20 protein-coding genes and 3 other annotated features are annotated in these 23,990 nt (G+C 41.6%); of the genes, 15 read left to right on the forward strand and 5 right to left on the reverse strand.

Going from position 1 to position 23,990, the window contains the following annotated elements; translation table 11 throughout:
- Positions 1 to 8: 8 nt before the first annotated feature.
- Positions 9 to 255: a binding site (T-box leader), on the reverse strand.
- A gap of 213 nt (positions 256 to 468) precedes the next feature.
- On the reverse strand, positions 469 to 1,788 hold the full coding sequence (locus tag AC6HZ4_RS06490; protein ID WP_497494171.1) for an alpha-glucosidase/alpha-galactosidase: 1,320 nt from the start codon (positions 1,786 to 1,788) through the stop codon (positions 469 to 471).
- Positions 1,789 to 1,933: 145 nt separating this feature from the next.
- On the opposite strand from AC6HZ4_RS06490, the gene AC6HZ4_RS06495 reads away from it, so the two are divergent.
- The 7 genes from AC6HZ4_RS06495 (at position 1,934) to AC6HZ4_RS06525 (ending at position 12,156) form a co-directional block, all read left to right on the forward strand.
- A complete protein-coding gene (locus AC6HZ4_RS06495) occupies positions 1,934 to 2,821 on the forward strand; it encodes an AraC family transcriptional regulator (protein WP_497494172.1) in 888 nt (295 codons plus the stop codon).
- A gap of 131 nt (positions 2,822 to 2,952) precedes the next feature.
- Complete coding sequence (locus tag AC6HZ4_RS06500) at positions 2,953 to 4,308, forward strand: aspartate kinase (protein ID WP_497494173.1); 1,356 nt, start codon at positions 2,953 to 2,955, stop codon at positions 4,306 to 4,308.
- 470 nt (positions 4,309 to 4,778) lie between these two features.
- The gene (gene nirB / locus AC6HZ4_RS06505; protein WP_497494174.1) at positions 4,779 to 7,190 is read left to right on the forward strand and encodes a nitrite reductase large subunit NirB; all 2,412 of its coding nucleotides are present in this window, start codon (positions 4,779 to 4,781) and stop codon (positions 7,188 to 7,190) included.
- Between the two features lie 173 nt (positions 7,191 to 7,363).
- Positions 7,364 to 7,699 carry a nitrite reductase small subunit NirD gene (gene nirD, locus AC6HZ4_RS06510; protein ID WP_497494175.1) on the forward strand — a complete coding sequence of 112 codons (336 nt, stop codon included), beginning with the start codon at positions 7,364 to 7,366 and terminating at the stop codon, positions 7,697 to 7,699.
- A gap of 123 nt (positions 7,700 to 7,822) precedes the next feature.
- Entirely contained in the window at positions 7,823 to 9,286 is a 1,464-nt protein-coding gene (gene cobA, locus AC6HZ4_RS06515; RefSeq protein WP_497494176.1) for a uroporphyrinogen-III C-methyltransferase, read from the forward strand.
- A gap of 233 nt (positions 9,287 to 9,519) precedes the next feature.
- Positions 9,520 to 10,338, forward strand: coding sequence for a uroporphyrinogen-III synthase (locus AC6HZ4_RS06520; RefSeq protein WP_497494177.1), 819 nt, complete (start codon positions 9,520 to 9,522; stop codon positions 10,336 to 10,338).
- A 102-nt stretch (positions 10,339 to 10,440) separates the two neighbouring features.
- Positions 10,441 to 10,671 (forward strand) — a binding site (T-box leader).
- A 71-nt stretch (positions 10,672 to 10,742) separates the two neighbouring features.
- Positions 10,743 to 10,974, forward strand: a binding site (T-box leader).
- An 81-nt stretch (positions 10,975 to 11,055) separates the two neighbouring features.
- Positions 11,056 to 12,156 (forward strand): bifunctional 3-deoxy-7-phosphoheptulonate synthase/chorismate mutase, encoded by a 1,101-nt coding sequence (locus AC6HZ4_RS06525; RefSeq protein WP_497494178.1) that lies wholly within the window; start codon positions 11,056 to 11,058, stop codon positions 12,154 to 12,156.
- Between the two features lie 126 nt (positions 12,157 to 12,282).
- Here AC6HZ4_RS06525 and AC6HZ4_RS06530 read toward each other — a convergent pair whose 3' ends face one another.
- A complete protein-coding gene (locus tag AC6HZ4_RS06530) occupies positions 12,283 to 13,062 on the reverse strand; it encodes a DUF1836 domain-containing protein (protein ID WP_497494179.1) in 780 nt (259 codons plus the stop codon).
- Positions 13,063 to 13,238: 176 nt separating this feature from the next.
- Here AC6HZ4_RS06530 and AC6HZ4_RS06535 point away from each other — a divergent pair, with 176 nt between their 5' ends.
- The 6 genes from AC6HZ4_RS06535 (at position 13,239) to AC6HZ4_RS06560 (ending at position 16,987) form a co-directional block, all read left to right on the forward strand.
- On the forward strand, positions 13,239 to 13,664 hold the full coding sequence (locus AC6HZ4_RS06535) for a hypothetical protein (RefSeq protein ID WP_497494180.1): 426 nt from the start codon (positions 13,239 to 13,241) through the stop codon (positions 13,662 to 13,664).
- Positions 13,652 to 13,951, forward strand: coding sequence for a YxcD family protein (locus tag AC6HZ4_RS06540; RefSeq protein ID WP_497494181.1), 300 nt, complete (start codon positions 13,652 to 13,654; stop codon positions 13,949 to 13,951). The genes AC6HZ4_RS06535 and AC6HZ4_RS06540 overlap by 13 nt, the downstream gene beginning before the upstream one ends.
- A gap of 736 nt (positions 13,952 to 14,687) precedes the next feature.
- Positions 14,688 to 15,338 (forward strand): TetR/AcrR family transcriptional regulator, encoded by a 651-nt coding sequence (locus AC6HZ4_RS06545; RefSeq protein WP_497494183.1) that lies wholly within the window; start codon positions 14,688 to 14,690, stop codon positions 15,336 to 15,338.
- Complete coding sequence (locus AC6HZ4_RS06550; protein WP_497494184.1) at positions 15,331 to 16,053, forward strand: ABC transporter ATP-binding protein; 723 nt, start codon at positions 15,331 to 15,333, stop codon at positions 16,051 to 16,053. The genes AC6HZ4_RS06545 and AC6HZ4_RS06550 overlap by 8 nt, the downstream gene beginning before the upstream one ends.
- Before the next feature lie 5 nt (positions 16,054 to 16,058).
- Positions 16,059 to 16,763: an ABC transporter permease gene (locus AC6HZ4_RS06555; protein WP_497494185.1), complete on the forward strand. Its 705-nt coding sequence runs from the start codon at positions 16,059 to 16,061 to the stop codon at positions 16,761 to 16,763.
- Positions 16,764 to 16,765: 2 nt separating this feature from the next.
- Entirely contained in the window at positions 16,766 to 16,987 is a 222-nt protein-coding gene (locus AC6HZ4_RS06560) for a hypothetical protein (RefSeq protein WP_497494186.1), read from the forward strand.
- A 1,112-nt stretch (positions 16,988 to 18,099) separates the two neighbouring features.
- On the opposite strand, the gene AC6HZ4_RS06565 is transcribed toward AC6HZ4_RS06560, so the two are convergent.
- Positions 18,100 to 18,291 (reverse strand): hypothetical protein, encoded by a 192-nt coding sequence (locus tag AC6HZ4_RS06565; RefSeq protein WP_497494187.1) that lies wholly within the window; start codon positions 18,289 to 18,291, stop codon positions 18,100 to 18,102.
- A 251-nt stretch (positions 18,292 to 18,542) separates the two neighbouring features.
- On the opposite strand from AC6HZ4_RS06565, the gene AC6HZ4_RS06570 reads away from it, so the two are divergent.
- On the forward strand, positions 18,543 to 19,862 hold the full coding sequence (locus AC6HZ4_RS06570; protein WP_497494188.1) for a hemolysin family protein: 1,320 nt from the start codon (positions 18,543 to 18,545) through the stop codon (positions 19,860 to 19,862).
- A gap of 189 nt (positions 19,863 to 20,051) precedes the next feature.
- Here AC6HZ4_RS06570 and AC6HZ4_RS06575 read toward each other — a convergent pair whose 3' ends face one another.
- On the reverse strand, positions 20,052 to 20,933 hold the full coding sequence (locus tag AC6HZ4_RS06575) for a LysR family transcriptional regulator (protein WP_497494189.1): 882 nt from the start codon (positions 20,931 to 20,933) through the stop codon (positions 20,052 to 20,054).
- A gap of 395 nt (positions 20,934 to 21,328) precedes the next feature.
- Here AC6HZ4_RS06575 and ystJ point away from each other — a divergent pair, with 395 nt between their 5' ends.
- Positions 21,329 to 22,573 carry an NADP-dependent malic enzyme gene (gene ystJ / locus AC6HZ4_RS06580; RefSeq protein WP_497494190.1) on the forward strand — a complete coding sequence of 415 codons (1,245 nt, stop codon included), beginning with the start codon at positions 21,329 to 21,331 and terminating at the stop codon, positions 22,571 to 22,573.
- 95 nt (positions 22,574 to 22,668) lie between these two features.
- On the opposite strand, the gene AC6HZ4_RS06585 is transcribed toward ystJ, so the two are convergent.
- Positions 22,669 to 23,574, reverse strand: coding sequence for a cation diffusion facilitator family transporter (locus AC6HZ4_RS06585; RefSeq protein ID WP_497494191.1), 906 nt, complete (start codon positions 23,572 to 23,574; stop codon positions 22,669 to 22,671).
- Between the last annotated feature and the right edge of the window lie 416 nt (positions 23,575 to 23,990).

A 23,990-nucleotide genomic window follows, 5' to 3' on the forward strand; every position in this document is an offset into this window, starting at 1 on the left:
GTCCCGTATATAGGGACGAGCTTGCTCGCGATACCACCCTACTTCCGCGGCGAAACAGCATGCTGCGGCTCTCGATCCACGTACAATCATACGCGTTCCATTGTAACGGAGGACAGCCCGTCACAGCCTACTCCTAGTGTTTTGGCTGTGCATCTCGGAGATGATTTTCGGATATGCTCTGAACACCGGTTCTCAGCTCACGCCGGTTCTCTGTAGAACAGAAGCAAATCTTACTCTTCTCGTCATCAATTTTTGTGCTTTTGTCTGAAATAAAGATTATCAAGAGAAAAATATTATGTCAATATTTTTTTAAGTATAAATTTTAAGAACATTTCTCTTGGTCAAACTTGAAGAAGGAGAGAGGGATATAAGCAAGTTTAATGAAAAAACCTGCATAAACTATAAAACTTAGTGCAGGCTTTGTGTAAAGTCGTTGAGTTTAATATTTGTTGTGAGTATTTTAGTTTATTATACTTGAATATAATTATGCTTAAAGGATGGCAGCCACTCACCATGAGCCTCAATCAAATCGTCACATAGTGAAACAATATCATCTATGGATAGCTCAGCTGCTGTATGCGGGTCAAGCATCGCCGCATGGTAAATGTGTTCCTTTTTACCAGTGATGGCAGCTTCAATCGTGAGCAGCTGTGTATTGATGTTTGTACGGTTCAAAGCAGCTAATTGCTCTGGAAGCTCGCCGACATATGTAGGAGTGATGCCGCTGCGGTCCACAAGACAAGGCACCTCTACGACTGCTTTTTCAGGAAGATTGCTGATGAGTCCGCCTGTATTTAAGACGTTGCCGCCAATTTTAAACGGTACATCCGTCTCCATCGCATCTAAAATGTAAGATGCATATTCATGTGTGCGCGCATGCGTTAAGTTTTTGTTATGAACGAGCTCCTCGCGCATTGTTTTCCAATCCTCGATTTGCTTCACGCAGCGGCGCGGATATTCATCCAATGGGATATTGAAGCGGTCGATAAGCTCTGGATACTTGCTTTTAATGAAATACGGATGGTACTCAGCGTTATGCTCGGACGATTCTGTAACGTAATAGCCAAATCGTTGCATAAGCTCGAAACGAACCATATCATCATGCTTCGTCTTTTGTTTTTCTAAAGCGCGGCGCTTAATTTCCGGATATAAATCCTCACCGTTGCGCGTAATTTCAAGCAGCCATGCCATATGATTAATACCTGCGATTTTCCACTGGATGTTATCAAGCGGCATGTTAAGTGCTTTAAATAGATGAGGAACGCATACTTGCACACTATGGCACAGCCCAACTGTTTTGATACCGCCGTAGCGAAGCATGGCCCCTGTTAACGCAGCCATTGGATTGGTGTAATTTAAAAACCAAGCGTCAGGACAAACCTCCTGCATGTCACGGGCAAAATCAAGCATCACCGGAATGGTGCGAAGGTTTCGGAAAATGCCGCCGATTCCGACTGTATCAGCGATCGTCTGACGAAGGCCGTATCGTTTTGGAATTTCAAAATCTGTAATTGTACAAGGATCGTAGCCGCCGACTTGAATAGCGTTAATGACATATTTAGCGTCTCGCAGTGCTTCCTTTCTATTTGTATATGCTCTCACCCGGACTGTGCTGTTTATGCTGTCTTTTAGATTATTTAGCATATTTTCTGAATCTCTTAGACGCTCTAAATCAATATCATATAAAGCAAATTCAAATCCCTGCAAACTCGGTGTTAGCATACAGTCTCCTAGTACATTTTTCGCAAAAACTGTGCTTCCTGCTCCAAGAAATGTGATTTTTCCCATTTTGATTCCCCCTAAAAGGTAAAATATTTCTGATGCATTTTTCTTGTTTTTGAATCGTTTTTTATAACGCTGCTGCTATAATCTATGTTAAACTTGCGAGTATATGGAAATCAACGGTAATAAAGTGTGATAGGAGGGTAAAATATTGTTGTATCAAAAGGTGGAATTTGGATCATATGGTCCCCGATTTCATGAGCAAAGTCAGGAGCATGTTGCAGGGATATGGTCTATCGGATGGGAGGAACGAACGTCGAAAGAATACCGATGGGACGGGATGAAGCGAAATGAACAGGGTATCTATGTTCTGCAATATACGCTATCAGGTAAAGGGATGATTGAGGTAGACGGAGAATCTACTTCACTAGAGCCAGGGCAAGCCTTTTTCGTCGATATTCCTAGTGATCACTGTTATTTTTTACCGGAAGACTCAGAACGCTGGGAGTTTATTTACATTACGCTGTACGGCAATGAGGCGGCAAAATGCTGGGAGTACATACGGCGTACATGCGGGACTGTAGTTCAAATCTCAATTGAGGCCAAGATTATTCAATGTTTAATTGAGCTTTATAAGCAAGTGGCGGAAAAAAAGCTGTTAGATGCTTACTCCGCTTCGGCCAAAGCGTATGAATGTGTGATGGAGTGCTATAGGTTCGCCAAACAAATGGACAACGCAGACAGAGCAATTTCATCAGATATGTCCAAAGCGCTTTATTATATGCAGATGCATTATCAGCAGCCAATTGCAATTGAAGATATAGCTCATGCTGCCAATTTATCCAAATATTACTTTATTAATAAATTTCGGGAGCAAATGAGTATTACCCCTATGCAATATTTAACAAAAATTAGAATAGAAAGGGCTGTTCAGCTGCTTAAGCAGACGAACCTTCCGATTGGGGAGATTGCAGTGAGAGCAGGCTATACAAACGCGAATTATTTTAACAAGGTATTTAAACGGATTGTCGGAGTATCCGCCGGTCGGTTTCGGGAAAGGAAGGGAACACTTCCTATCGATCATATTATTATCCGATGAAAATAGTGTGGAAATGTGTGGCTTTTGTGATAAAAGGGATTGCAACAAATAAAAAATAGAGAGATAATAAAACTTAATTTCAATATAACAAGCACGATGTTTATTCGTGGATATAATGATGGGGGATTAAAATGAAAGTTGTAAAGTTTGGCGGTACATCTGTTGCTTCAGGCGAACAGATTCAAAAGATTTTCAATATTGTGACGAGTGACCCTGAGAGAAAAATTGTTGTTGTATCTGCGCCAGGGAAACGATTTAAAGAGGACATTAAAGTGACAGATTTGCTTCTTTCTTGCGTAGAGCAATACCTAAGCTCTGGCGAAGGGAAAGAAGCGTTTGGAGCGGTTGTTGCCCGCTATAAAGAAATTGCTGATTATTTAGGAGTATCTCATGATGTGGTTGACCGCATTTCTATGGATTTGCTTGAAATCCTGCACGGTGATCGCAGTGATGCGGCAAGATTCCGTGATGCGGTAGTTGCGAGCGGAGAGGATAACTGTGCAAAAATCGTTGCGGCATACTTTAACGTTCAAGGGGTAGAAGCCCATTATGTGAATCCGAAGGAAGCGGGTCTTTTTGTAACGGACGAGCCAGGCAATGCGCAGGTGCTTCCTGAGTCTTATGAAAATCTATATGCACTGCGCGATCGTTCTGGTATCATCATTTTCCCAGGCTTCTTTGGCTACTCCAAAGAAGGAGCGGTTGTTACATTTTCACGCGGCGGCTCTGACATTACAGGGTCTATTTTAGCAAACGGCGTAAAGGCGGAGGTTTATGAAAACTTTACCGATGTTGACTCCGTGTATTCGGTGAACCCAAATATCGTATCTAATCCAAAGGCGATTCAAGAGTTAACATATCGTGAAATGCGCGAGCTTTCCTATGCAGGATTTGCTGTATTCCATGATGAAGCATTAATCCCTGCGTTCCGTGCGCAAATCCCGGTTGTGATTAAAAATACAAACAACCCTTCTGCGCCTGGAACAAAAATTGCGCATGAACGCGAGCATCAGAATGGCCCTGTCACAGGGATTGCGAGTGATAATGGATTTGCCAGCATTTATGTGAGCAAATATTTAATGAACAGAGAGATCGGTTTCGGCCGAAAGCTGCTTCATATCTTGGAAGATTACGGCGTATCGTATGAGCATACACCATCTGGCATTGACGACATTTCTGTCATTGTGCGTCAAAAGCAGCTTGACGGGGGTACGGAAGAACAAATCGTTCAACGTATTAAAGAGGAACTGCAAGCAGACAGCGTCACAGTGAAGCGTGATTTAGCCATGGTTATGATTGTCGGTGAAGGTATGCAGCAAAACATAGGTACAACAGCAAAAGCAGCAACAGCTCTTTCGAATGCCGGTGTAAACATTGAAATGATTAACCAAGGCTCTTCTGAGGTGAGCATGATGTATGGTGTGCAGGGAGTGGACGAACAAAAGGCGGTTCGTGCTCTGTACGATGCGTTTTTTAACAAAAACTAACGGATGAGAAAAGAGATGCTTCCTTTTTGAGGAGGCATCTTTTTTGTGCGTTAAGAAAGTATAAATCTTCAGAGCGGATATCACTACCCTCTCCTGTAATACACTTTCTTTCTAAGTTGGTAAATATATCTTTATTATGGTGAAAAACTCGCGGGAAGTTTTCATGAAGTAGGCTTGCCGGCTCATGCAGTTTTTGCGTGGATAGGTTTATTGCGCGAAGAAAAGCTGATTGTACCTGCTTTACTTACGTTGCATTGAAAACGCACGCAAAGGGAGTTTAATGATCTTGTTAGGAAAAGTAACGCCTGATGTCGAAAAATGTCGTAAATTGGTAACGTTTTCATACAGGTTTTGTGAAAAATACGTGAATTATCCAGTTGAAATGTTCAGAAAACTCCGTTACATTTAATTCATGTTAAAAAACATAACATCATAAGTTATAAATAGTTACAGAATGGAGTGTGGCGGGAATGAAAAAGAAATTAGTTCTCATTGGTAACGGAATGGCGGGCGTTTGGTGTATTGAGCAGCTTCTAAAGCTAAACCCGAACCAATATGACATTACAGTGTTTGGGGAAGAACCGCATCCAAACTATAATCGTATCCTGCTTTCCAAGGTGTTAGCCGGCGATTCTGATATGAATGACATTATTTTAAATAGTTGGGACTGGTATAAAGAGAACAATATTACGCTCCATACAGGACAGTGTGTAAGAAAAGTTGACACTGAACAAAAAACGGTTACCTCAGATGGCGGTATTACAGTTTCGTATGATGAATTGATTTTTGCTACGGGCTCTTTACCAATTATGCTTCCGCTTCCGGGAGCAGATAAAGAAGGCGTAATCGCGTTCCGTGACATTAAAGATTGCGAAGCGATGATAGCTGCTGCGAAGGAGTACAAGAAGGCGATTGTTATTGGCGGAGGCTTGCTTGGATTGGAAGCAGCAAGGGGCTTGCTGAATTTAAACATGGAAGTATCAGTTGTGCATCTTGCTCCATATTTGATGGAGCGACAGCTTGATGCAACAGCATCTCGTATGCTTCAGCAAGAATTAGAGAACCAAGGCATGAAGTTTTTGATGGAGAAAAACTCAGCGGAAATTTTAGGTGACAAAAGGGTGAGCGGCTTACGCTTCACTGATGGTACAGAAGTTGAAGGCAGTCTGATTGTAATGGCAGTCGGTATTCGTCCAAATGTACAGCTTGGCCGGGAAAGTGGTTTAGAAGTCAATCGCGGCATCGTTGTGAATGACTATTTAGAAACGAGCATCCCGAACGTATATGCAGTCGGCGAATGTGCTGAGCACCGCGGCATCGCATACGGACTTGTAGCGCCGTTATATGAACAAGGAAATGTTTTAGCGAAGAAGCTTGCCGGTGTCGAGGGAGAAGGCTATCAAGGCTCTGTTGTATCAACGAAGCTTAAGGTATCCGGCGTGGATGTATTCTCTGCAGGAGAATTTATGGATGCTCCAGGCACGCGCTCTGTCCGCATTCAAGATGACTTTGAGGGCGTGTATAAGAAGGTTGTAATTAAGGATGGCAAAGTAATCGGCTCCGTATTATTTGGAGACACGAGCGATGGCTCCCGTATTTTCTCAATGATTAGAAAAGGCGAAGACGTTACAGGCAAGGAAAAAGAAATTTTGCTTGGGGAGAGTGCAGGCGGAGCAAAGTCCGGAGTCGAACAAATTGCGGCTATGGCGGATGACGAGATTGTTTGCGGCTGTAACGGCGTTTCCAAGGGTGCGATTGTGAGTGCTATTAAAGAGAAGGGCTGTGCAAGCGTAAGTGACGTAAAAGCATGTACGAAAGCATCCGGATCATGCGGCGGCTGTAAACCGCTTGTAGAGGATGTGCTAACATACGTACTTGGCGCTGACGGCGTGCAAGCAACAGCAGAAGGAATGTGCGGCTGTACAAAGCTTGGCCGTGATGAGGTTGTTGAGGCGATTCGTACGATGAAGCTAACAACAACAAAAGAAGTAATGAACGTGCTTGAGTGGGAGAATGAGGAAGGCTGTTCAAAGTGCCGTCCTGCACTTAACTACTACCTGGGCATGGTATGGCCGGAGGAGCATGAGGATGAAAGAGAGTCCCGCTTCGTAAACGAGCGTAATCATGCGAACATCCAAAAAGACGGAACGTATTCCGTTGTGCCAAGAATTTACGGCGGTGTTACAACACCAAGTGACTTAAAGAAAATTGCTGAAGTAGCAGAGAAATACAACGTTCCGATGGTGAAATTTACAGGCGGACAACGCCTCGACTTATTAGGAGTCACAAAGGAAGACCTTCCGAAGGTATGGGCTGATTTGGATATGCCGTCCGGATATGCGTACGGAAAAGCACTGCGTACAGTTAAGACATGTGTTGGTTCCACGTTCTGCCGCTTCGGTACGCAAGACTCGATCCAAATGGGCATTGATTTAGAAAAGAAATTTGAGCGCCTTAATACGCCTGCAAAGGTGAAGCTAGCTGTATCCGGTTGTCCGCGTAACTGTGCGGAATCTGGCATTAAAGATCTTGGAGTTGTTGCGATTGACGGCGGTTGGGAGCTGTATGCCGGCGGAAATGGCGGTACAAAGCTTAGAGCAGGTGACTTGCTCTGCAAGGTGAAAACATCAGAAGACGTATTGGAATGGACGGGTGCTTATCTCCAATATTACCGTGAAACAGGAAAATATGGTGAGCGTACATCTGAATGGGTGGAGCGTCTTGGTTTAGCTACGATTCAACAAGCATTAGAGAAGAAGGAAGATCGTCTTGCTCTAGTAGCACGTATTGAAAAGACGTTGGGCTTAACACAAGATCCATGGAAGGAAATTATCGAAACAGGGAAGCTTAGCGCAACATTTGAACCATTGGCTACGTTGTAAAGTATGACGGGTTTTTAAGAAATTAAGAAAGTATAGCTTTTAAGGAGTTGTCTAGCTAATGTCTGCAGAATAACCTCCGGCAAAAGATGCCTTCGTTGCCGGAGGGCATTCGCCTAGGATAGCGAAACTAGGCCAACTCTGCTTTTCGTATATAAATCAGGGAGGGATTGCAAATGAAAAAGGTTGTTGTCGGCAAATTATCTGATATTGCGGAGAAAAGTGCAAGAACCATTCAAGTTGGAGAATTAGAGATTGCATTATTTAAGCTTTCGACAGGTGAAATTAAGGCGATTGAAAATAAATGTCCTCACAAGGGAGGCAAATTATCGGAGGGTATCCTTTGCGACCACCACGTATACTGTCCGTTGCATGATCAAAAGATTAACTTGCTTGACGGTCTTGTGCAGGAGCCGGATGAAGGCTGCGTAGCAACATATAAAGTCGAGATCGACGAAAAGACTGAAGAAATTGTATTGCATGTAGAGGAGAAGAAGAGTCTCGCTTCTTAATACTGGTCATTACAAAGAAAATAAGCATACGAGAACCCTTTCAGGCGGGGAAACGCTTGAAGGGGTTCTTTTCATACAATGAGAGGATTGTAGCTTAAAACGAGAAGAAAGGATGGATGCACGATGAAGAAGGGAACAGTATTTCTAGTAGGAGCCGGACCTGGAGATGATGGCCTGATTACAGTAAAAGGGATGCAAGCGATCGGAAAAGCAGATGTAATTTTGTACGATCGTCTCATCAACGCGAAGCTGCTTGATCATGCTCCTGCAGGCTGTGAGTTCATCTACTGCGGTAAGGAACCGAAATGTCATACGTTAAAACAAGAGCAAATTAATCAGTTGCTTGTAGAAAAAGCTCTCGAAGGGAAAACAGTTGTACGTCTAAAAGGAGGGGATCCTGGAATATTTGGCAGAGTTGGAGAGGAAGCTGCGGCACTCGCGGAGCATGATATTTCGTTTGAGATGGTTCCAGGTATTACATCTGGAATTGCGGCTCCTTTGTATGCAGGCATTCCTGTTACGCATCGGGAATATGGAGTCTCATTCGCTGTTGTTACTGCACATGGAAAAGGAGAAAGCGGGAAGCCGCACGTGAATTGGGAGGGTTTAGCTAAAGGAGTCGATACGATTGCATTTTATATGGGTATCGCGAATTTATCCTGGATCTGCGAGAACCTTATGCAGCACGGAAAACGTCCGGAAACTCCGGTTATCTTAATTCAATGGGGGACAATGGGACGTCAAAAAGTATTGGAAGGGACGCTTGAGACGATTTACGAAAAAGCGAAAGCGGAACAATTTGGAAACCCTGCTATTACATTAGTAGGAGAAATTGTAGCGATTCGCAAGCAGTTAAGCTGGTTTGAGAAAAAGCCTCTATTCGGACGGCAAATTTTATTGGCACGCACAAGCGCTGAACCAAGTAAGCTTGCAAGGGAGTTAGCCGAGCAAGGTGCGGATGTAATAGAGTTCCCGAAATGGCGTGCTGTTCCCGCGCCCATTGATGTTACCATTCTTAACAAAATTGCCTCCTATGATAACATCTTGTTTCACGCCCCTGAGAGTGTACATGATTTCTTTCAAGCGTTAATCGGACAGGGAATTGATGTACGTCAAGTGAGAGCGAAGCTCTTCGGTGGCTCTATTAAATCTGTACGCGCACTAAGGGAACGTGGATTTTCTGCAGATGTCTGCCAACACATGCAGGAGGGAAGGTTATTAATAGTGGGCGATAGCGAGCTTCGCAAGCGCAGCTCCTATTATACGGCAAAGTATGGAGTGCATGATCGTTTCGTTACGAGCCGCAAGCAAATCGATGATCGGTTTGTTCCTGTATTTCAAAGAATGCTGCAGGACATGGCGCTTGATACTATTATTTTCCCGAGTGCCGCATCTGTTTCTGCATTCGTCGATGAGGCATATCAGTGTGGACTGGATATGGACGATCTTACGAAAGGAGCAGCTGTTGTTTGCATGGGTTCTGAAACATGGCAGGCAGCGGAAGCTTACGGGTTTAAGCCTATCGGTATGCCGTATGCACCGGAAAGAGGGGCGCTTATTGAATGTCTTCAGCAAAGCGGGATGTAATGAAAAATAAGGAAATCAGAGTATGCTTTCTTGGGAAAATCATGTAATATGATAAACAGGGCAACTTACAAACTGATTGACTTGTACTTTAAGAAATTATAAATTTCCAGTTAGGAAGCCATTCAATGTGGTGAGAAATTTTAAAAATAAAGTATGAGTGCAGCTTAGGCGATCGCCAACCTTTCCAAGGCTTGGCGTAGCCAAGTTTTCTTTATTGGAAAGGGTGATTGCAGATGAAAAAGCTCGAAGGGAAACGCATCGCTCTCGTCGGTCCGCGCCGTTCAGAGGAAATGAGCGTTCTTGTGCAAAATTTGGGAGGGATTCCTCTCATTCGACCTGCGCAAGGAACGGTGTTTTTAGACGATTCGCATGTGGAAGAGGATATTCAACGCCTTATTCAAGGCGGTTTTGACTGGGCGATATTCACAACGGGTGTTGGCCTGGAAACTTTGTATAAGATAGCGGCGAAAATGGGAGAAGAAGAGGCATTTCTTGATGCGCTGCAGCGTACAAGCATTGCCGCAAGAGGATATAAAACAGTGAACATGCTGAAAAAGCTCGGTTTAAAGCCGCTTGTACGTGATGATGACGGCAGTACGGCAGGTCTTGTACGGGAGCTGGAGTCCTTTTCCTTTGAAGGAAAGAGGGTTGCTCTTCAGCTTCACGGCGACCCGGCGCCAAGGCTTGTTGGATTTCTGGAAGAACGCGGGGCGTCCTTTCATGAGCTTTTGCCGTACCATCATGTTCCGCCTGAGGAGCATGTAATGGAGCAGCTGCTTTCTGAAATGCTGGGCGGAGAAATTGATGCTGTGAATTTTACAAGCACACCGCAGGCAAGGTTCCTTATGGAGTATGCAAGAAAAAAGGGGCTGGAGCAGCAGGTGCTTGACGCATTTGCAAGCAATATTGTAGCTGTCGCAGTCGGAAAGGTAACAGCTGCGGCTCTACGGGAAGTTGGGATTGAGCGAATTGTTGTGCCGGAGGAAGAACGGATGGGCAGCGCGATTATGAAGCTGGCGCAGTATTATACACAAGAAAGCTCCCAAGCCTAAAAAACGAATCAGACAAATCATTCTGGAAAAAATAATTGACATGTTATCTTGTCGGTCATATAATGAGAAGCATAAGAAGTCGAACAAAATGAATTTTCAAATAATTAGGCGATGAAGGGAACAAAGTAGTGTTTATCTCCCTATAACAGAGAGCTGATGGTTGGTGCGAATCAGTATATAGATAAATACGAATTACAATCCCAGAGCATCTTTTTCGTAGTAAAGGCACTTGCTTTTATGAAGGGAAAGACGGTCGAATGATCGTTAACAAGGAAGAGAGGCAGACGTTTTGTCTGCAATCAGGGTGGTACCGCGATAATTATCGTCCCTGCTGATATATTCAGCAGGGACTTTTTATTTTTAGTTAGTAAATATGGCTGTATCCGCTTTTTAAACAACTTTATAGTAGTGTGAAGATGGGAAGCTAGTAGTGTGTATCTCCCTGCTGCAGAGAGCTGATGGCTGGTGCGAATCAGTGCATAGATAAACACGAATTACACTCCCGGAGCATCTTTTTCGTAGTAAGGGCGCATGCTTTTATGAAGGGAAAGACGGTCGGAGGATCGTTAACAAGGAAAAGAGGCAGGCACTTTGTCTGCAACTAGGGTGGTACCGCGATATTTGATCGTCCCTATCGTTTTGAGCGATAGGGACGATTTTTTATAAAGTTTTACTTACGATTTATTATTCCATTTAATCCTAAGGGGGAAGTTTTGTATGACAGTTAATGAGTTAGATGTGTTGCGTAATAAGGTGGATGAAATTAACTTGCAAATTTTACGTTTGTTGAACGAACGCGCAACAATAGTAAAGGAAATTGGCCAACAGAAGAAATTGCAAGGTACAAAGCGCTTTGACCCAGTACGTGAGCGCCAAGCTCTTGATATGATCGCTGAAAACAATGAAGGCCCATTTGAAACAGCTACACTTCAGCATATTTTCAAAACAATTTTCCAAGCAAGTTTAGAACTGCAAGAAGATGACCATCGTAAAGCTTTGCTTGTATCACGCAAGAAGAAGCAAGAGAACACAATTGTTGACGTGAAGGGCGAGTTGCTCGGAAGCGGAACACAAACGTTCGTAATGGGGCCATGTGCGGTAGAAAGCTACGAGCAAGTTCGTGCTGTTGCACAAGCGATGAAGGAGCAAGGCCTAAAATTAATGCGTGGCGGTGCGTTCAAACCTCGTACTTCTCCGTACGATTTCCAGGGCTTAGGCGTAGAAGGCCTGCAAATCCTGCGTCAAGTTGCAGATGAGTTCGGTTTAGCGATCATCAGCGAAATTTTAAATCCGAACGACATCGAGATGTCTCTTGACTACGTTGATGTTATCCAAATCGGTGCACGTAACTCCCAAAACTTTGACTTGCTAAGAGAAGCAGGAAGAGTGAATAAGCCAGTACTGCTCAAGCGCGGCCTTGCTGGAACAATTGAAGAGTTCATTAATTCAGCTGAGTACATTATTTCGCAAGGAAACGACCAAATCATTCTATGTGAGCGCGGAATTCGCACATACGAGAAAGCAACCCGCAACACATTAGATATTTCTGCAGTACCAATTTTAAAGAAAGAAACACACTTACCAGTTGTAGTGGACGTAACGCACTCTACTGGAAGAAAAGATCTATTACTTCCAACAGCAAAAGCAGCATTAGCAATCGGTGCGGATGCAATTATGGCTGAGGTTCACCCGGATCCTGCTGTAGCGCTTTCTGATGCTGCGCAGCAAATGAATATTCCTGAGTTCCATAAATTCATGGATGAGCTAAAGGGCTTCCGTGACACATTGGCAGGGGCAGGAGCACAATTAGTGCGATAAAATAAAGAAACAGCGTGTGGTTAAGTGCACGCTGTTTCTTTATTTTCCCCTGGCATTGAATCAAAGGTTTGTACAGCAAGTTTATGAAATTGATGCAAAGGAAAACAAAGCAGACAGAATATATTCCTATTCTGTCTGCTTTGGATTGCTAATTGTTAAGTTTTGCAAAAAAAGAGTAGCGGAAACATAACGTTTGGCTAGCATTTGAAAATAAGCGGTATGTACAGATAGAGCTGCAATCACAATGACATTCCGAACCGCTTCCCGCTGATTTGCATGCAGGTTCGGAAATGAGTCGGCCCAATCAGCTGCTCTCGCTTCAATTTCCTGCTCAATCGCTATAATGGCATCTCCCCCAGAGGCAGCAGTTGCTTCTCTGAAATTCAATTTCTCAAATAGAGAAGAATATGCTGCATACAGGCGAATCGGACTAATTAAATCGTCATCTCTATCCGATGGGTCATTTACAATTAAGCTAAGCAGCTTGCGAATGGAATCGAAGTCCAATGCTGTTTTTAAATCTTCTACGATAAATAAAAGGGCGGCCTGCTCAATGGAATATTTCTTTCCTCTTTGCGGAGCACCGACCATATCCTTCAGATCCCGCTTTACCCAGTTTTGCAAAGCCGTTACAGAAAAGCTTGTATGCTCAATTTGATTGCCGAGTGCGCCGATTTCATTGAGGGAAAATCCGATATCGAGCTCCTCTGTTTTTACAAGCTTTTCAAAAATGGGAGGCAAGGAGGTTGTGATGAATGCATTCGTCGGTATCTCGTACGGTGCTTTTGTTTTGCGAGACTTGATCCAAGCATCCTGCAAAACAGTAAGCGCCTTTTTCTCGTTCCATCCCTTAAGGGAAAGAAGCAGGTCAGCCATCTCTTTTCTTGTTAGCTGAAGGATATTCATGTTTCCCACCTCGAGCGATATGAAGTTCTTATGACCTTATCTTATTAGTTATTCGTTAGAAAGTCAAACTATGAAAATATTTAATACTTGACCTTTCTTTTAATAGTTCATATAATAGGTTCATAAGAACTTTATAAAGAACTGAATCTAGCAAAGAAAAGAGGAGAATTCTACGTATGATGAAAAAATTCATCGGATTTCTAACAGCGTTTATGCTTATGTTTGCAGCTATCAGCTTTATTTCTCCTGATTCCGCAGCAGCAAAAGGATACAAATCAGGAAGAAAATCGTATGCTCCAACTCAAAACGAAACGGTTGTACAAAAGAAGGATTCAACTGTAAATTCATCTAAGGTGCAGCAGGATTCAAAAGCTCCTGCAACAACTAAAAAGAGCGGCGGATTTCTAAAGGGAATGCTTCTTGGCGGCATTGGCGGCTTGCTTCTTGGTAGCTTGTTTGCTGGTCTTGGTCCAATTGGTGCTATACTCGCGTTTTTTGTTAACATGATGCTGATGGCTGGAATTGTGATGATAGGAATTAAGCTGTTTAAGCATTGGAAGAAGAAGAAGCGACAACAGGAGATAGAAGCATGGCGTCGCTAAAAATTTCTGAACAGCAAATTATTAATGCTCTTTGCTTATACATCGCTCAGAAACGGCAGGTAAAGCCTCAGGAAGTAGTTGTAGAGCTTATGTATGATGACGATTATGGTTACTCTGCTGAAGTAGAAGTAAACAATCGGCAGCAGATTTTAATCCAAGCCAATATGATTGAAGCACTTCGCCTTTGGCTGGATATTGAACAGAACATTGACCCGTTCTCTGCAAGGCTGCGCTTTGAACTTCACGAAGAAGAAGGCATCATCGCGTTTGCGACAGTTGGAGAATAAATATTACGATGGGTCTGCCACAGCTCCCCTGCTGTGTTCAGATATAGTATTTCCCCCTACCCCTTATATAATCGAAAAACGGCACGAAGCTCTATGGCTTCGTGCCGTTTTTCTTTACACTTTAAGAATATATACATTTCTATCCAGGGGACCATTCGACGTAGTGAGAAATTTTAGGAATAAAGTATAAGGGTAACTACGCCTCTGTCTTCGCCCAAGGGCTCGCCAATTGGCGAGTTTTCTTTAAAGATAAGGACGTATGATTCTGGTGCAGTATTGATGAACCCAATACGCAACAGTTGCAAAATCTAAGTTTCTATATTCAGAAAATAAAAAATGTGTCAGAAACCTTTACGAAAAGGGAGATGTATTTATCATCTATTAGTATTATAAAACTACGTTAATTGATTGTAGAACATTCATTAAACTCGTTTTTTTGCAACGTATCTAAAAGTTGATCACGGATGCTTACCATCGGTTTACGGAAGGAAAGAGCCGTGAAGATAGAAAAGAAATTTCTCTTCTATCTTCACGGCTCTTTTTTACTCAAAACCTTAGTACATCTGTCTTTGCCTAATATTGAAAGGAGCTATAAGTATTGGAAAGGGTACTCATTAACCAAGTATCCTTTTTGTTTATTAAGAATATTAAAAATTCATTTACTTATTAGGAATATTGTGGTAATTTAAAAACATACCGACCGTTGGTATAAATAAACTCAATTAAGGTGGAAGTTATGGCTAGAAATAAATATCCTGAACAAACCGTTGAAGCAATCTTATCTGTTTCCTCTAAATTATTTATGGAGAAAGGTTATGATAAAACAAGTATACAAGATATTATCAATGAAATTGGGATGTCCAAGGGTGCAATTTATTACCACTTCAAGTCAAAGGAAGAAATTTTAGATGCGATTATCGAAAAAACATTTAAAGATTCGACGGAAAGTTTGAAAGACTTGATTAATCAAACACAGGCTGAAAATGCTAGAGAGAAATTGAGAATTGTGTTAGAAAAAAGTTTGGATCACCAACAATATTCTTTTGAAGACGTGTTAGAGCCACATGTACAAAATCCGCAATTCATTGTTGCCAGCATACAGAGCACAGTGGAAAAAAATGCTCCTGTTGTGGAAGAGGTTATAAGGGAGGGAATAAAAGACGGCTCGATTGTGACCGAATACCCAAGAGAATGTGCTGAATCTTTTTTAATGCTGATCACCGTATGGTGCAACCCTGTACTATTTCAGCGAAACCGAAAAGAAACTGTTAAACGGTTGATGTTTCTGCAGTATGTCACAAAGCTTTTAGGGATGGATATTATGAGTGACCAGCTCATTCAAAAAATGGTTGGTATTTTTGAACAGGAGGATGTTTTAGATGTTTGATGAAGCTGTGATTAAAACAAACAAACTGAAAAAAACATTTGCTGGAAGAGAAGTGATTAAAGACTGTAATATGACTGTTCAGAAAGGCTCTATATATGGTCTTTTAGGAGCAAACGGGGCCGGTAAGACGACGATTTTTAAAATGCTAATGGGCTTATTACAGCCAACTGCAGGTAGTATTGAAATTTTAGGAATGGATATTTCTACGAATCGAAATGAAATTTTAAGAAATATTGGCAGTATAATTGAAGTTCCGGCATTTTACGACCATTTGTCAGCATCGGAAAATTTAGAAATACACCTTTCTTATATGGGCACTTCAGGAAGTAAAATAGGTGAAGTGTTAAAGCTGGTTGGCTTGAATCAATCCAATAATCAACCTGTATCGCAATATTCTCTTGGTATGCGGCAACGTTTAGGAATAGCAAGAGCATTAGCACACAGCCCGCAGTTGTTAATATTGGATGAACCTATTAATGGGCTTGACCCAATCGGTTTTAGGGAGTTAAGAGAACTATTTTTAAGTCTGGTTAATGAAACACAGATGACGATATTGATTTCCAGTCACATATTGAGCGAGATGGAGTATATAGCAGATACCATCGGGGTGATTGCTGAAGGTGTATTGGTAAAAGAGTTATCTATGTCAGCGATTCGAGAGCAATTTCCTGATGGTTTAGAAGAATATTTCCTTACTATTCATGAAAGGAGATAAAAGAGTTGCTAAATTTAATAAAATTGGAAATGAAAAAAATTAATATCCGAACCTACATCGTTGCAAGTATAAGTATTGGAGTTGCCATGCTGGGATTCATGTATCTATTTGCATATGCACCACAGATAGATCCTGATCCTGACTTGCAGATCTTCGCGGGGTATAATAACCTTGTTGTAATGATGGGCGTATTAAATATGACAGTTTTCTGTACATTGGCATCTGTTATGTATACAAAATTTATCATTGACGAATATGCAGGGAATCGCGTGACTTTACTTTTTTCCTATCCAGTCAATAGAAGCAAGATACTGCTTTCCAAGATTGTCCTTGTTTCTTTTTTTACCATTGCTACAGTTATGATAAGCAACGTCTCCATTTTTTTAATCTTTAGTATAACCGAAGACTTTTTCCATTTGGTGGATGACACTTTATCCTCAACCATTATTTTCAGGGTAATTAAGCTCGCAAGTATATTTGCTATTATTGCTGCCGCATTAGCTGTTATTTCTGCGGGCATAGGTTTTATTAAGAAATCTGTCCCAACCACTATTATCACCTCAATACTCTTATCGTCGTTACTTTGCAATATCATGATGAATACTTTAGAAAGCGATTTATTTGCTATCGCATTTATGGGAATAACCGTTTTTGCCGGTGCAATTGTAACTTTACAGCTTTTCAATAAAGTTAATCATATGGAGGTATAGTGATGGAACAGAGCATAGATCAATTTCTTGAAGCGCTCTTTGGCGAAACCAACATACAAATCGCTAATATTATGTTTGGTATCCTGCTTGTTATCACCGGATTCGCCCTTTTAGGAGCAAAGTTATCCAAAGCCAAAAAAATAGGAGGGTGGATTTTTTTAGTGTTAGGTTGTTTAGGATTATTGAGTGGAACGATACAGATACTTTTTTTAAAGCTGTTCTAAAAAGTTGATGATTATTAAACGATAGTTTCCTGATATATAATATTGTAAGAGTTCAACAACAGTAGAGGTTTATTAATATGCTTTGGGAGAAGCAGGAATGTTATCTTAAACTAAAGGGGCTTTAGCTCAAGAAGGAATAAAAAAGGACCAAGAATGGTCCTTTTTCTTTTGAATAAATATTAACATTAACGTGTAACAGCTATCTATGCCAATTGTTATTGGCACATCCATAAATGAAATAACGACAAAGTTGCCCACAGTTATTTCAGGGTAGAGCTGAAACAAAAAGAAGTAGCAAACGATTCGTGAGGTTTTCTTACAGTTGCATATAAGAGTGGTAAATAATATGTCAGGTTTTCTTACGAAAGAATATAAAAGTCGGTAATTAGCATGCTATTCTGTAAGTGGGTTGGGCGGCGCGCGTGGCTGCCAGCGATATCGGCGTAGGCGGGGCCGATATCAGGGAAGTGAAGTTAATAAGATTGTTAATTCAACTATAAGCATCTATTTTGATAATTTTAATGATTGTAAATTCGGATTTTGTTATATATGGCTAAGGGGGCGTGGAGAAAGTGAATGAAATTAGCAGTCCTTCTGTTCAATTGGTAGAGAAACATTGTCCTAGGTGTGAAAAGAGTGCAAAGCATGAATGCAGCAGCTGGTATCCGAGTGATTCGGAAGTGCTGAATATGTTCAACGCTCGCGCAACAATAATGATTTGTAAAGATTGTGGGGTAACTACAGTCCAAACAGAGTTTATAGGTGGATTAATTTTGCATTGAAGACCGTGGCTGCTTCCTCGTCCTGTTGATGCTGAAGGCATGAAGGGGAGAGAAAAGCAGCCATTTGGTATAAGTGACAAATTAATAAAAGGTGGTTCTTTTCGGTTATTTTTAAACTACTCCAGGAGCTGTTCCATTTTTGGATCAGTTTTAACCTGCCCTGAAAACATAGTCAATTTTACTTTAAGTGGTACCCATGGGGGTTCTGTTGCAAGAACCTTAAAGCAATTGCAATTAATCTCTAAAGCTCCGATATACTGATACCTTTACTCTAAAAAAGGGATGTAATCAGTAATGAAAAAACTACCTTATAGACATAAGATGGCGAATTTAATAAAAATGACCGAGTATCGCTAATGTGCATAAAAGCAGTGTCACGCCAAAGCCGTTGGAAATAATTTTGGCGAACTGTTCCCAGCTGCATTTCGAGTAAACCTTTATATGTAAGGCGATGATGAAACTAATGCTAACACCAAAGAAAATAAACCCAATCATGGAATACGGGCTAAGTAAATCAAGCATTTCAAGTTCCTCCTTCGCGTATACGTAAAAAATGATTCCTTTAGTTTTATTATTCACAAAATTGTCACAAAGTCAAAATGTAATTTTTAAATATATATTTGTTGTAAATAGGAAGAAAGCTTTTGTAGAGCATCCATTTCAACTATAACGTTTGACTGTACAGTTTTACGTAAAGTATAATACTCATAACAATAGAATAAGGTAGGAAAACGGGAGGTGAACACCTTAGTTCAGTGAACTAAGGGGCGTTCTTGGACATATTTAATTTAGTCATGATTGCAATTTTAATTGCTCTTACAGGCTTTTTTGTTGCAGCAGAGTTTGCGATTGTAAGAATACGAAGCAGCCGTATTGATCAGCTTGTTTCAGAAGGAAAACGAGGAGCCTTATCTGGGAAGCGTGTTGTTACTCATTTGGATGAGTATTTATCAGCGTGTCAGCTTGGAATTACCGTAACGGCACTTGCACTTGGCTGGCTAGGGGAACCAACCGTACACCAGATGTTGGAACCGTTGTTTGAAAATTTGAATTTTTCTGATTCGGTTGCTGGAACTATTGCCTTCATTGCCGCTTTTTCAATTGTGACGTTTCTGCACGTTGTAATAGGAGAATTAGCGCCGAAGACAATAGCGATTCAAAAGGCGGAGCAAATTACACTATTATTCTCTCGGCCTTTGATTCTTTTTTACAAAGTCGCATATCCATTCATTTGGACGCTTAACAATTCGGCTCGTGTTGTAACAGGAATGTTTGGATTAAAACCGGCATCTGAACATGAAGCTGCTCACTCTGAGGAAGAGCTGCGTCTTATTTTGTCAGAGAGCTATGAGAGCGGAGAAATCAATCAGGCTGAGTATAAGTACGTAAATAACATTTTTGATTTCGATAACCGGATTGCCAAGGAAATTATGGTTCCGCGTACAGAAATTGTTGGTTTGTATGCAGAAGATCCGGCTGCGGAGCATATGAGCATCATTCGGACTGAAAAGTATACGCGTTATCCTATCTTTGGAGAAGATAAGGATCATATTATTGGTATGGTAAACGTAAAGGATTTCTTTATTCATTACATGGATGGAGGACAAGCAGAACCGCAGTCAATCCGGCAGTTTATGAGACCTGTTATTGAAGTCATGGAAACGATCCCCATCCACGATTTGCTGCTGGAGATGCAAAAGAAGCGTGTTCCAATGGCCATTTTATATGATGAATACGGTGGGACAGCGGGGCTTGTTACTCTTGAGGATATTTTAGAGGAGATCGTTGGAGAGATTCGCGACGAGTATGATGATGATGAAAAGCCGCCCGTGCAGCATATTAACGATTATCATAAAATTGTTGACGGCAAGGTGCTGATCAGCGATGTAAATGATTTGTTTGGTTTGCACATTGATGATGAAGATGTAGATACAATCGGCGGATGGGTGATGACGCAAAATCATGAGATTCAACAAGGTCAAATCCTTGAAGAGGGTGGCTATGAATTTAAAGTATTAGATAAAGATGCCCATCAAATTAAGCGAATAGAAATTCGTAAACAGGATATAGAAGAGCAGGCAGTAACCGTATAGGTTGCTGCCTGCTTTTTTATATCGATTTTACGAAAGAGTGCTAGATAATGTTACACATGAGTTCGGTATGGGTTGATTACTTTTTATAATGCTAGGCGGAGTGAACAATTATTTACAATCTATAGGTAGACATCCCCTGCCTGGCATCGAGCTACGTCCTTAACATAATTGAGGAAGGGGTGTTCTTCCTTATTTTTTGATAAAGTAATCTGTAATAAATTGTTGAAATCGTTTGGCTGTGGGTGACAAGTATCTTCCCTCAACCCAGGCAAGTCCAATCATACGTTTACATTTCGGAGAGCTTATACGTAATCTCGATACCTTCGACCAATCGAAGCCCTTAAAGTCAGGAATAATTGTTATTCCGAGACCGGCTGCAACGAAGGCTGCTATCGTATACACCTCTTCGCCCTCAAATGTAATTTTTGGACTCAGACCTGCCTCTTCGAACATCTCGGCTACAATGCCCCGAAGCCCGCTCCCTTGCTTTAAGAGAATCAGGGATTCATTTGCAATTTCCTTCAATGTAACGGTTTTGCTTCCAGCTAAGCGGTGATTGTTTGGAACAATTACAAACAATTCTTCACTCCATAAAGGAGTCCAGTTAATTTGTTTATTTGTTTCAATTGCAGAAACGAGACAAAAATCAATATCTCCCGACTCCAGCTGTTTAATGAGCAATGGATTGCTATTTTGTTTAAATTGAAAATTAACACCCGGGTGTTCAGCATGAAATGTTCTTACTAGAGTAGGGATGAGATACGTACCAAGCGTCGGCATAAAACCGAACGATACTTCTCCGTAATCAGGGTTTAATAAATCCTGAATTTCTTGCTTTCCTTCCTGAAATTCCTTCAAAATACGATCTGCCCGTTTTAAAAAAAGTTGGCCGTAACGATTTAGTCGAATCGTTCGTCCTTGCCGTTCAAATAGCGGAACGCCTAGCTCTTCTTCTAATCTAGCAATGGAACGGCTTAAGGCTGGCTGAGAAATCGACAAAGCTTCGGCTGCACGCGTAATATGCTGTATACGAGCAACAACCTGAAAATATTCAATGTGCTGCCATTCCATATAGATTCAGTCCCCTTTTTTATTAATATCCGAACGATACCTATTATGCATGAAAACTATGCAAATAATAAATTAGACATTATACTTTTTCAATATTATTATATGTTACATAACGTAGCAATACATATTTTGTAAAAACAAGATGGGCAGTATTGCACAAAATATGTCTCTTTGTTCAAGAATTAAGAAAGCGTTTCTTTTTGGCAGTGTTTTGCTTCTTCTACAGGAGCACAGGCGGACCAATTCCGCTTTTCTTATTTCGGAACAACAAAAAGGGGAGAGCTGCTTAGTATGCCTGTTATAAAACAATAAGACAGGTGTCAGGTGAGGCAATATAGCTAAAAGTGTTGTATCACATTACTGTAGATGAGATAAGCAGGAAAAGGGGATATTGTATGTTAACTTTACGAGATGAAGCATTGCAAATGCATAAGGAAAAGCAAGGAAAGCTAGGTGTGCACTCCAAAGTTGAGGTGCGCGATGCAAAAGATTTAAGTCTTGCTTATTCTCCAGGAGTGGCAGAACCGTGCTTAGAGATCCACAAAGATGAAAGCAAAGTATATGACTACACGATGAAGGGGAATCTTGTAGCGGTTGTGTCGGATGGAACTGCTGTACTTGGCCTTGGAAATATCGGCCCTCAGGCAGCTATGCCAGTTATGGAAGGAAAGGCTCTTCTTTTCAAAGCATTTGCCGATGTTGACGCATTCCCAATTTGTTTGGACACTACGGATGCTGATAAAATTGTTGAAATGGTAAAGCTGCTTCAGCCGACATTCGGCGGGGTGAACCTAGAAGACATTGCAGCTCCAAAATGCTTTGAAATTGAGGAACGCCTGCGCGAAATTTGCAATATTCCAATTTTCCATGATGACCAGCATGGAACGGCTATTGTTACTGCTGCTGGACTTATCAATGCTTTAAAGCTGGCGAATAAGAAAATGGAAGACATCCGCGTTGCGGTGAACGGTGCCGGTGCTGCAGGTGTGGCAATTGTGAAGCTGTTGCTTCGTATGGGAGTAAAGGATGTTATTCTTTGCGATACAAAAGGAATCATTTATGAAGGACGTCCGGTGGGAATGAATCCATTTAAAGAAGCGATGGCACTCATTACAAATAAAGAGAAAAAGCAAGGGACACTTGCAGATGCTCTTGTTGGAGCGGATGTATTTGTCGGTGTATCGGCTGCGGGAGCAGTTACAAAGGAAATGGTTCAAACAATGAACCATCAACCAATTATTTTCGCTATGGCAAATCCAGTGCCGGAAATTATGCCGAATGAGGCAAAGGAGGCTGGAGCGCTCGTAGTCGGAACAGGACGCTCTGATCTGCCGAATCAAGTGAACAACGTATTGGCATTCCCAGGTATTTTCAGAGGCGCTTTAGATGTGCAGGCGAGCGAAATTAATGAGGAAATGAAGCTGGCGGCTGTTTATGCAATTGCTGGATTGATTTCAAATGAAGATATTCATGCCGACTATGTCATTCCTGATCCGTTTGATTATCGCGTTGCTGCTGAGGTAGCAGCAGCTGTTGCTAACGCAGCTATGGAAACAGGTGTAGCGCAAAGACATGTTAACGCAGAAGATATTAAGCAACGTTTATTGGCGCTGGCGAATAAGAAAGCGGTTCTCGTATAAATATAGCATTTTGATTAAAGTAAACACCTCTGCATCTGCTTGCAGAGGTGTTTACTTTTCTAATAAAAAGCTTGTGCTAAGATTCCGTATCCTAATCACGTAGCATTCCCTGAATCAGTTCCTTCATGCTGTACTGCAGCAATACGCTCCTGCTCTGGTTCTACGTGAATTAAAACTTTCGGATTATGGAGAGCCTGTCGCAAATCCTTCTCAATATCATTACAAATTTCATGTGCTATTTCAACCTTCATGCTGCTGGGCACCACGAGATGAAGGTCGATGTGCTCCTCCGAGCCGGCGCGGCGCGTACGAAGGTCATGATATTCAAGATAGCGGTTTTTGTATTTATCTAAAATGCTGCGAATAGTCTCATTTTCTTTGTCGGACAGTCCTGTATCTACTAAAGGATGAAATGCTTCTTTTACAAGATGAAGTGCTTCCCTCATAATATATAAAGCGATGGCAATTCCAATAATCGGGTCTAGAATCGTCCAATTTGTGAAGCTGACTAGCACTAAGCTCGCGGCAACACCGAGCGAAGAATATACATCTGTTAACAGATGTAAAGCATTCGAACGCATTGCGACCGAACGAGCCTTCTCGCCTGCTTTTTGTACGGTTTTGCCTACGACAAAGTTAAGAGCGGCACCAAGAAGCATTGCTCCTACGCCAAGCCATGGAAGTCGGATAGGAGCAGGATGTATGATTTTTTCTACAGATTCGTAAATAATCCAGACACCGGCTACAAAAATCAGCAGCGTCTCAACAGTTCCCGATACATTTTCAAATTTCCCGTGACCGTAGGGATGCTTTGGATCAGGCGGCCTGCTTGCAATACGTACCGCAAAAAAAGCAATAACAGAAGCGGCGAGATCCAAAGATGAATGAATCGCTTCGGAAATAATTGCAACGGACCCTGTGACAAATCCAATGATAAGCTTTAGAGCCACCACAAACGTATTGCTGGCTACAGAAAGAGCGGCAATTCTGCTTGTTTTCAAATCGGTCACCTCCTAACTAGTGTTTAATTGTATATGGATACTTTTTCCTTATCCTTCTATAACATGTATGCACATTACATGTTGTGACAAATGAAAAGAAGCGTATAATACTGAGAAATCGCAAAGTATCGGAAATTAGAGATTTTTTTGTTTTTATTTCCGCTGTTTAGTCTTGTTTTGTTTCTGTATTGTATCCTTTCCTTCCTGTTCATTGTTCATTCAAGTCCACTGACTCGCTAACGCTCCTTGTACTCAATTCTTTTCCGTTGAAGATGCACCAATGCGATCGTCGTTTGACGTATAACTGCATGTTTTGCAACAGAATATATGTTTCGTTTTGTACCCATTCGCTCTCTCTCTATACCCACACTTAGGAGTTTTACTGCTAAGCTTGGGCAGTTCAATTGTGAGTAACC

The organism is Ectobacillus sp. OTK, from assembly GCF_059698935.1.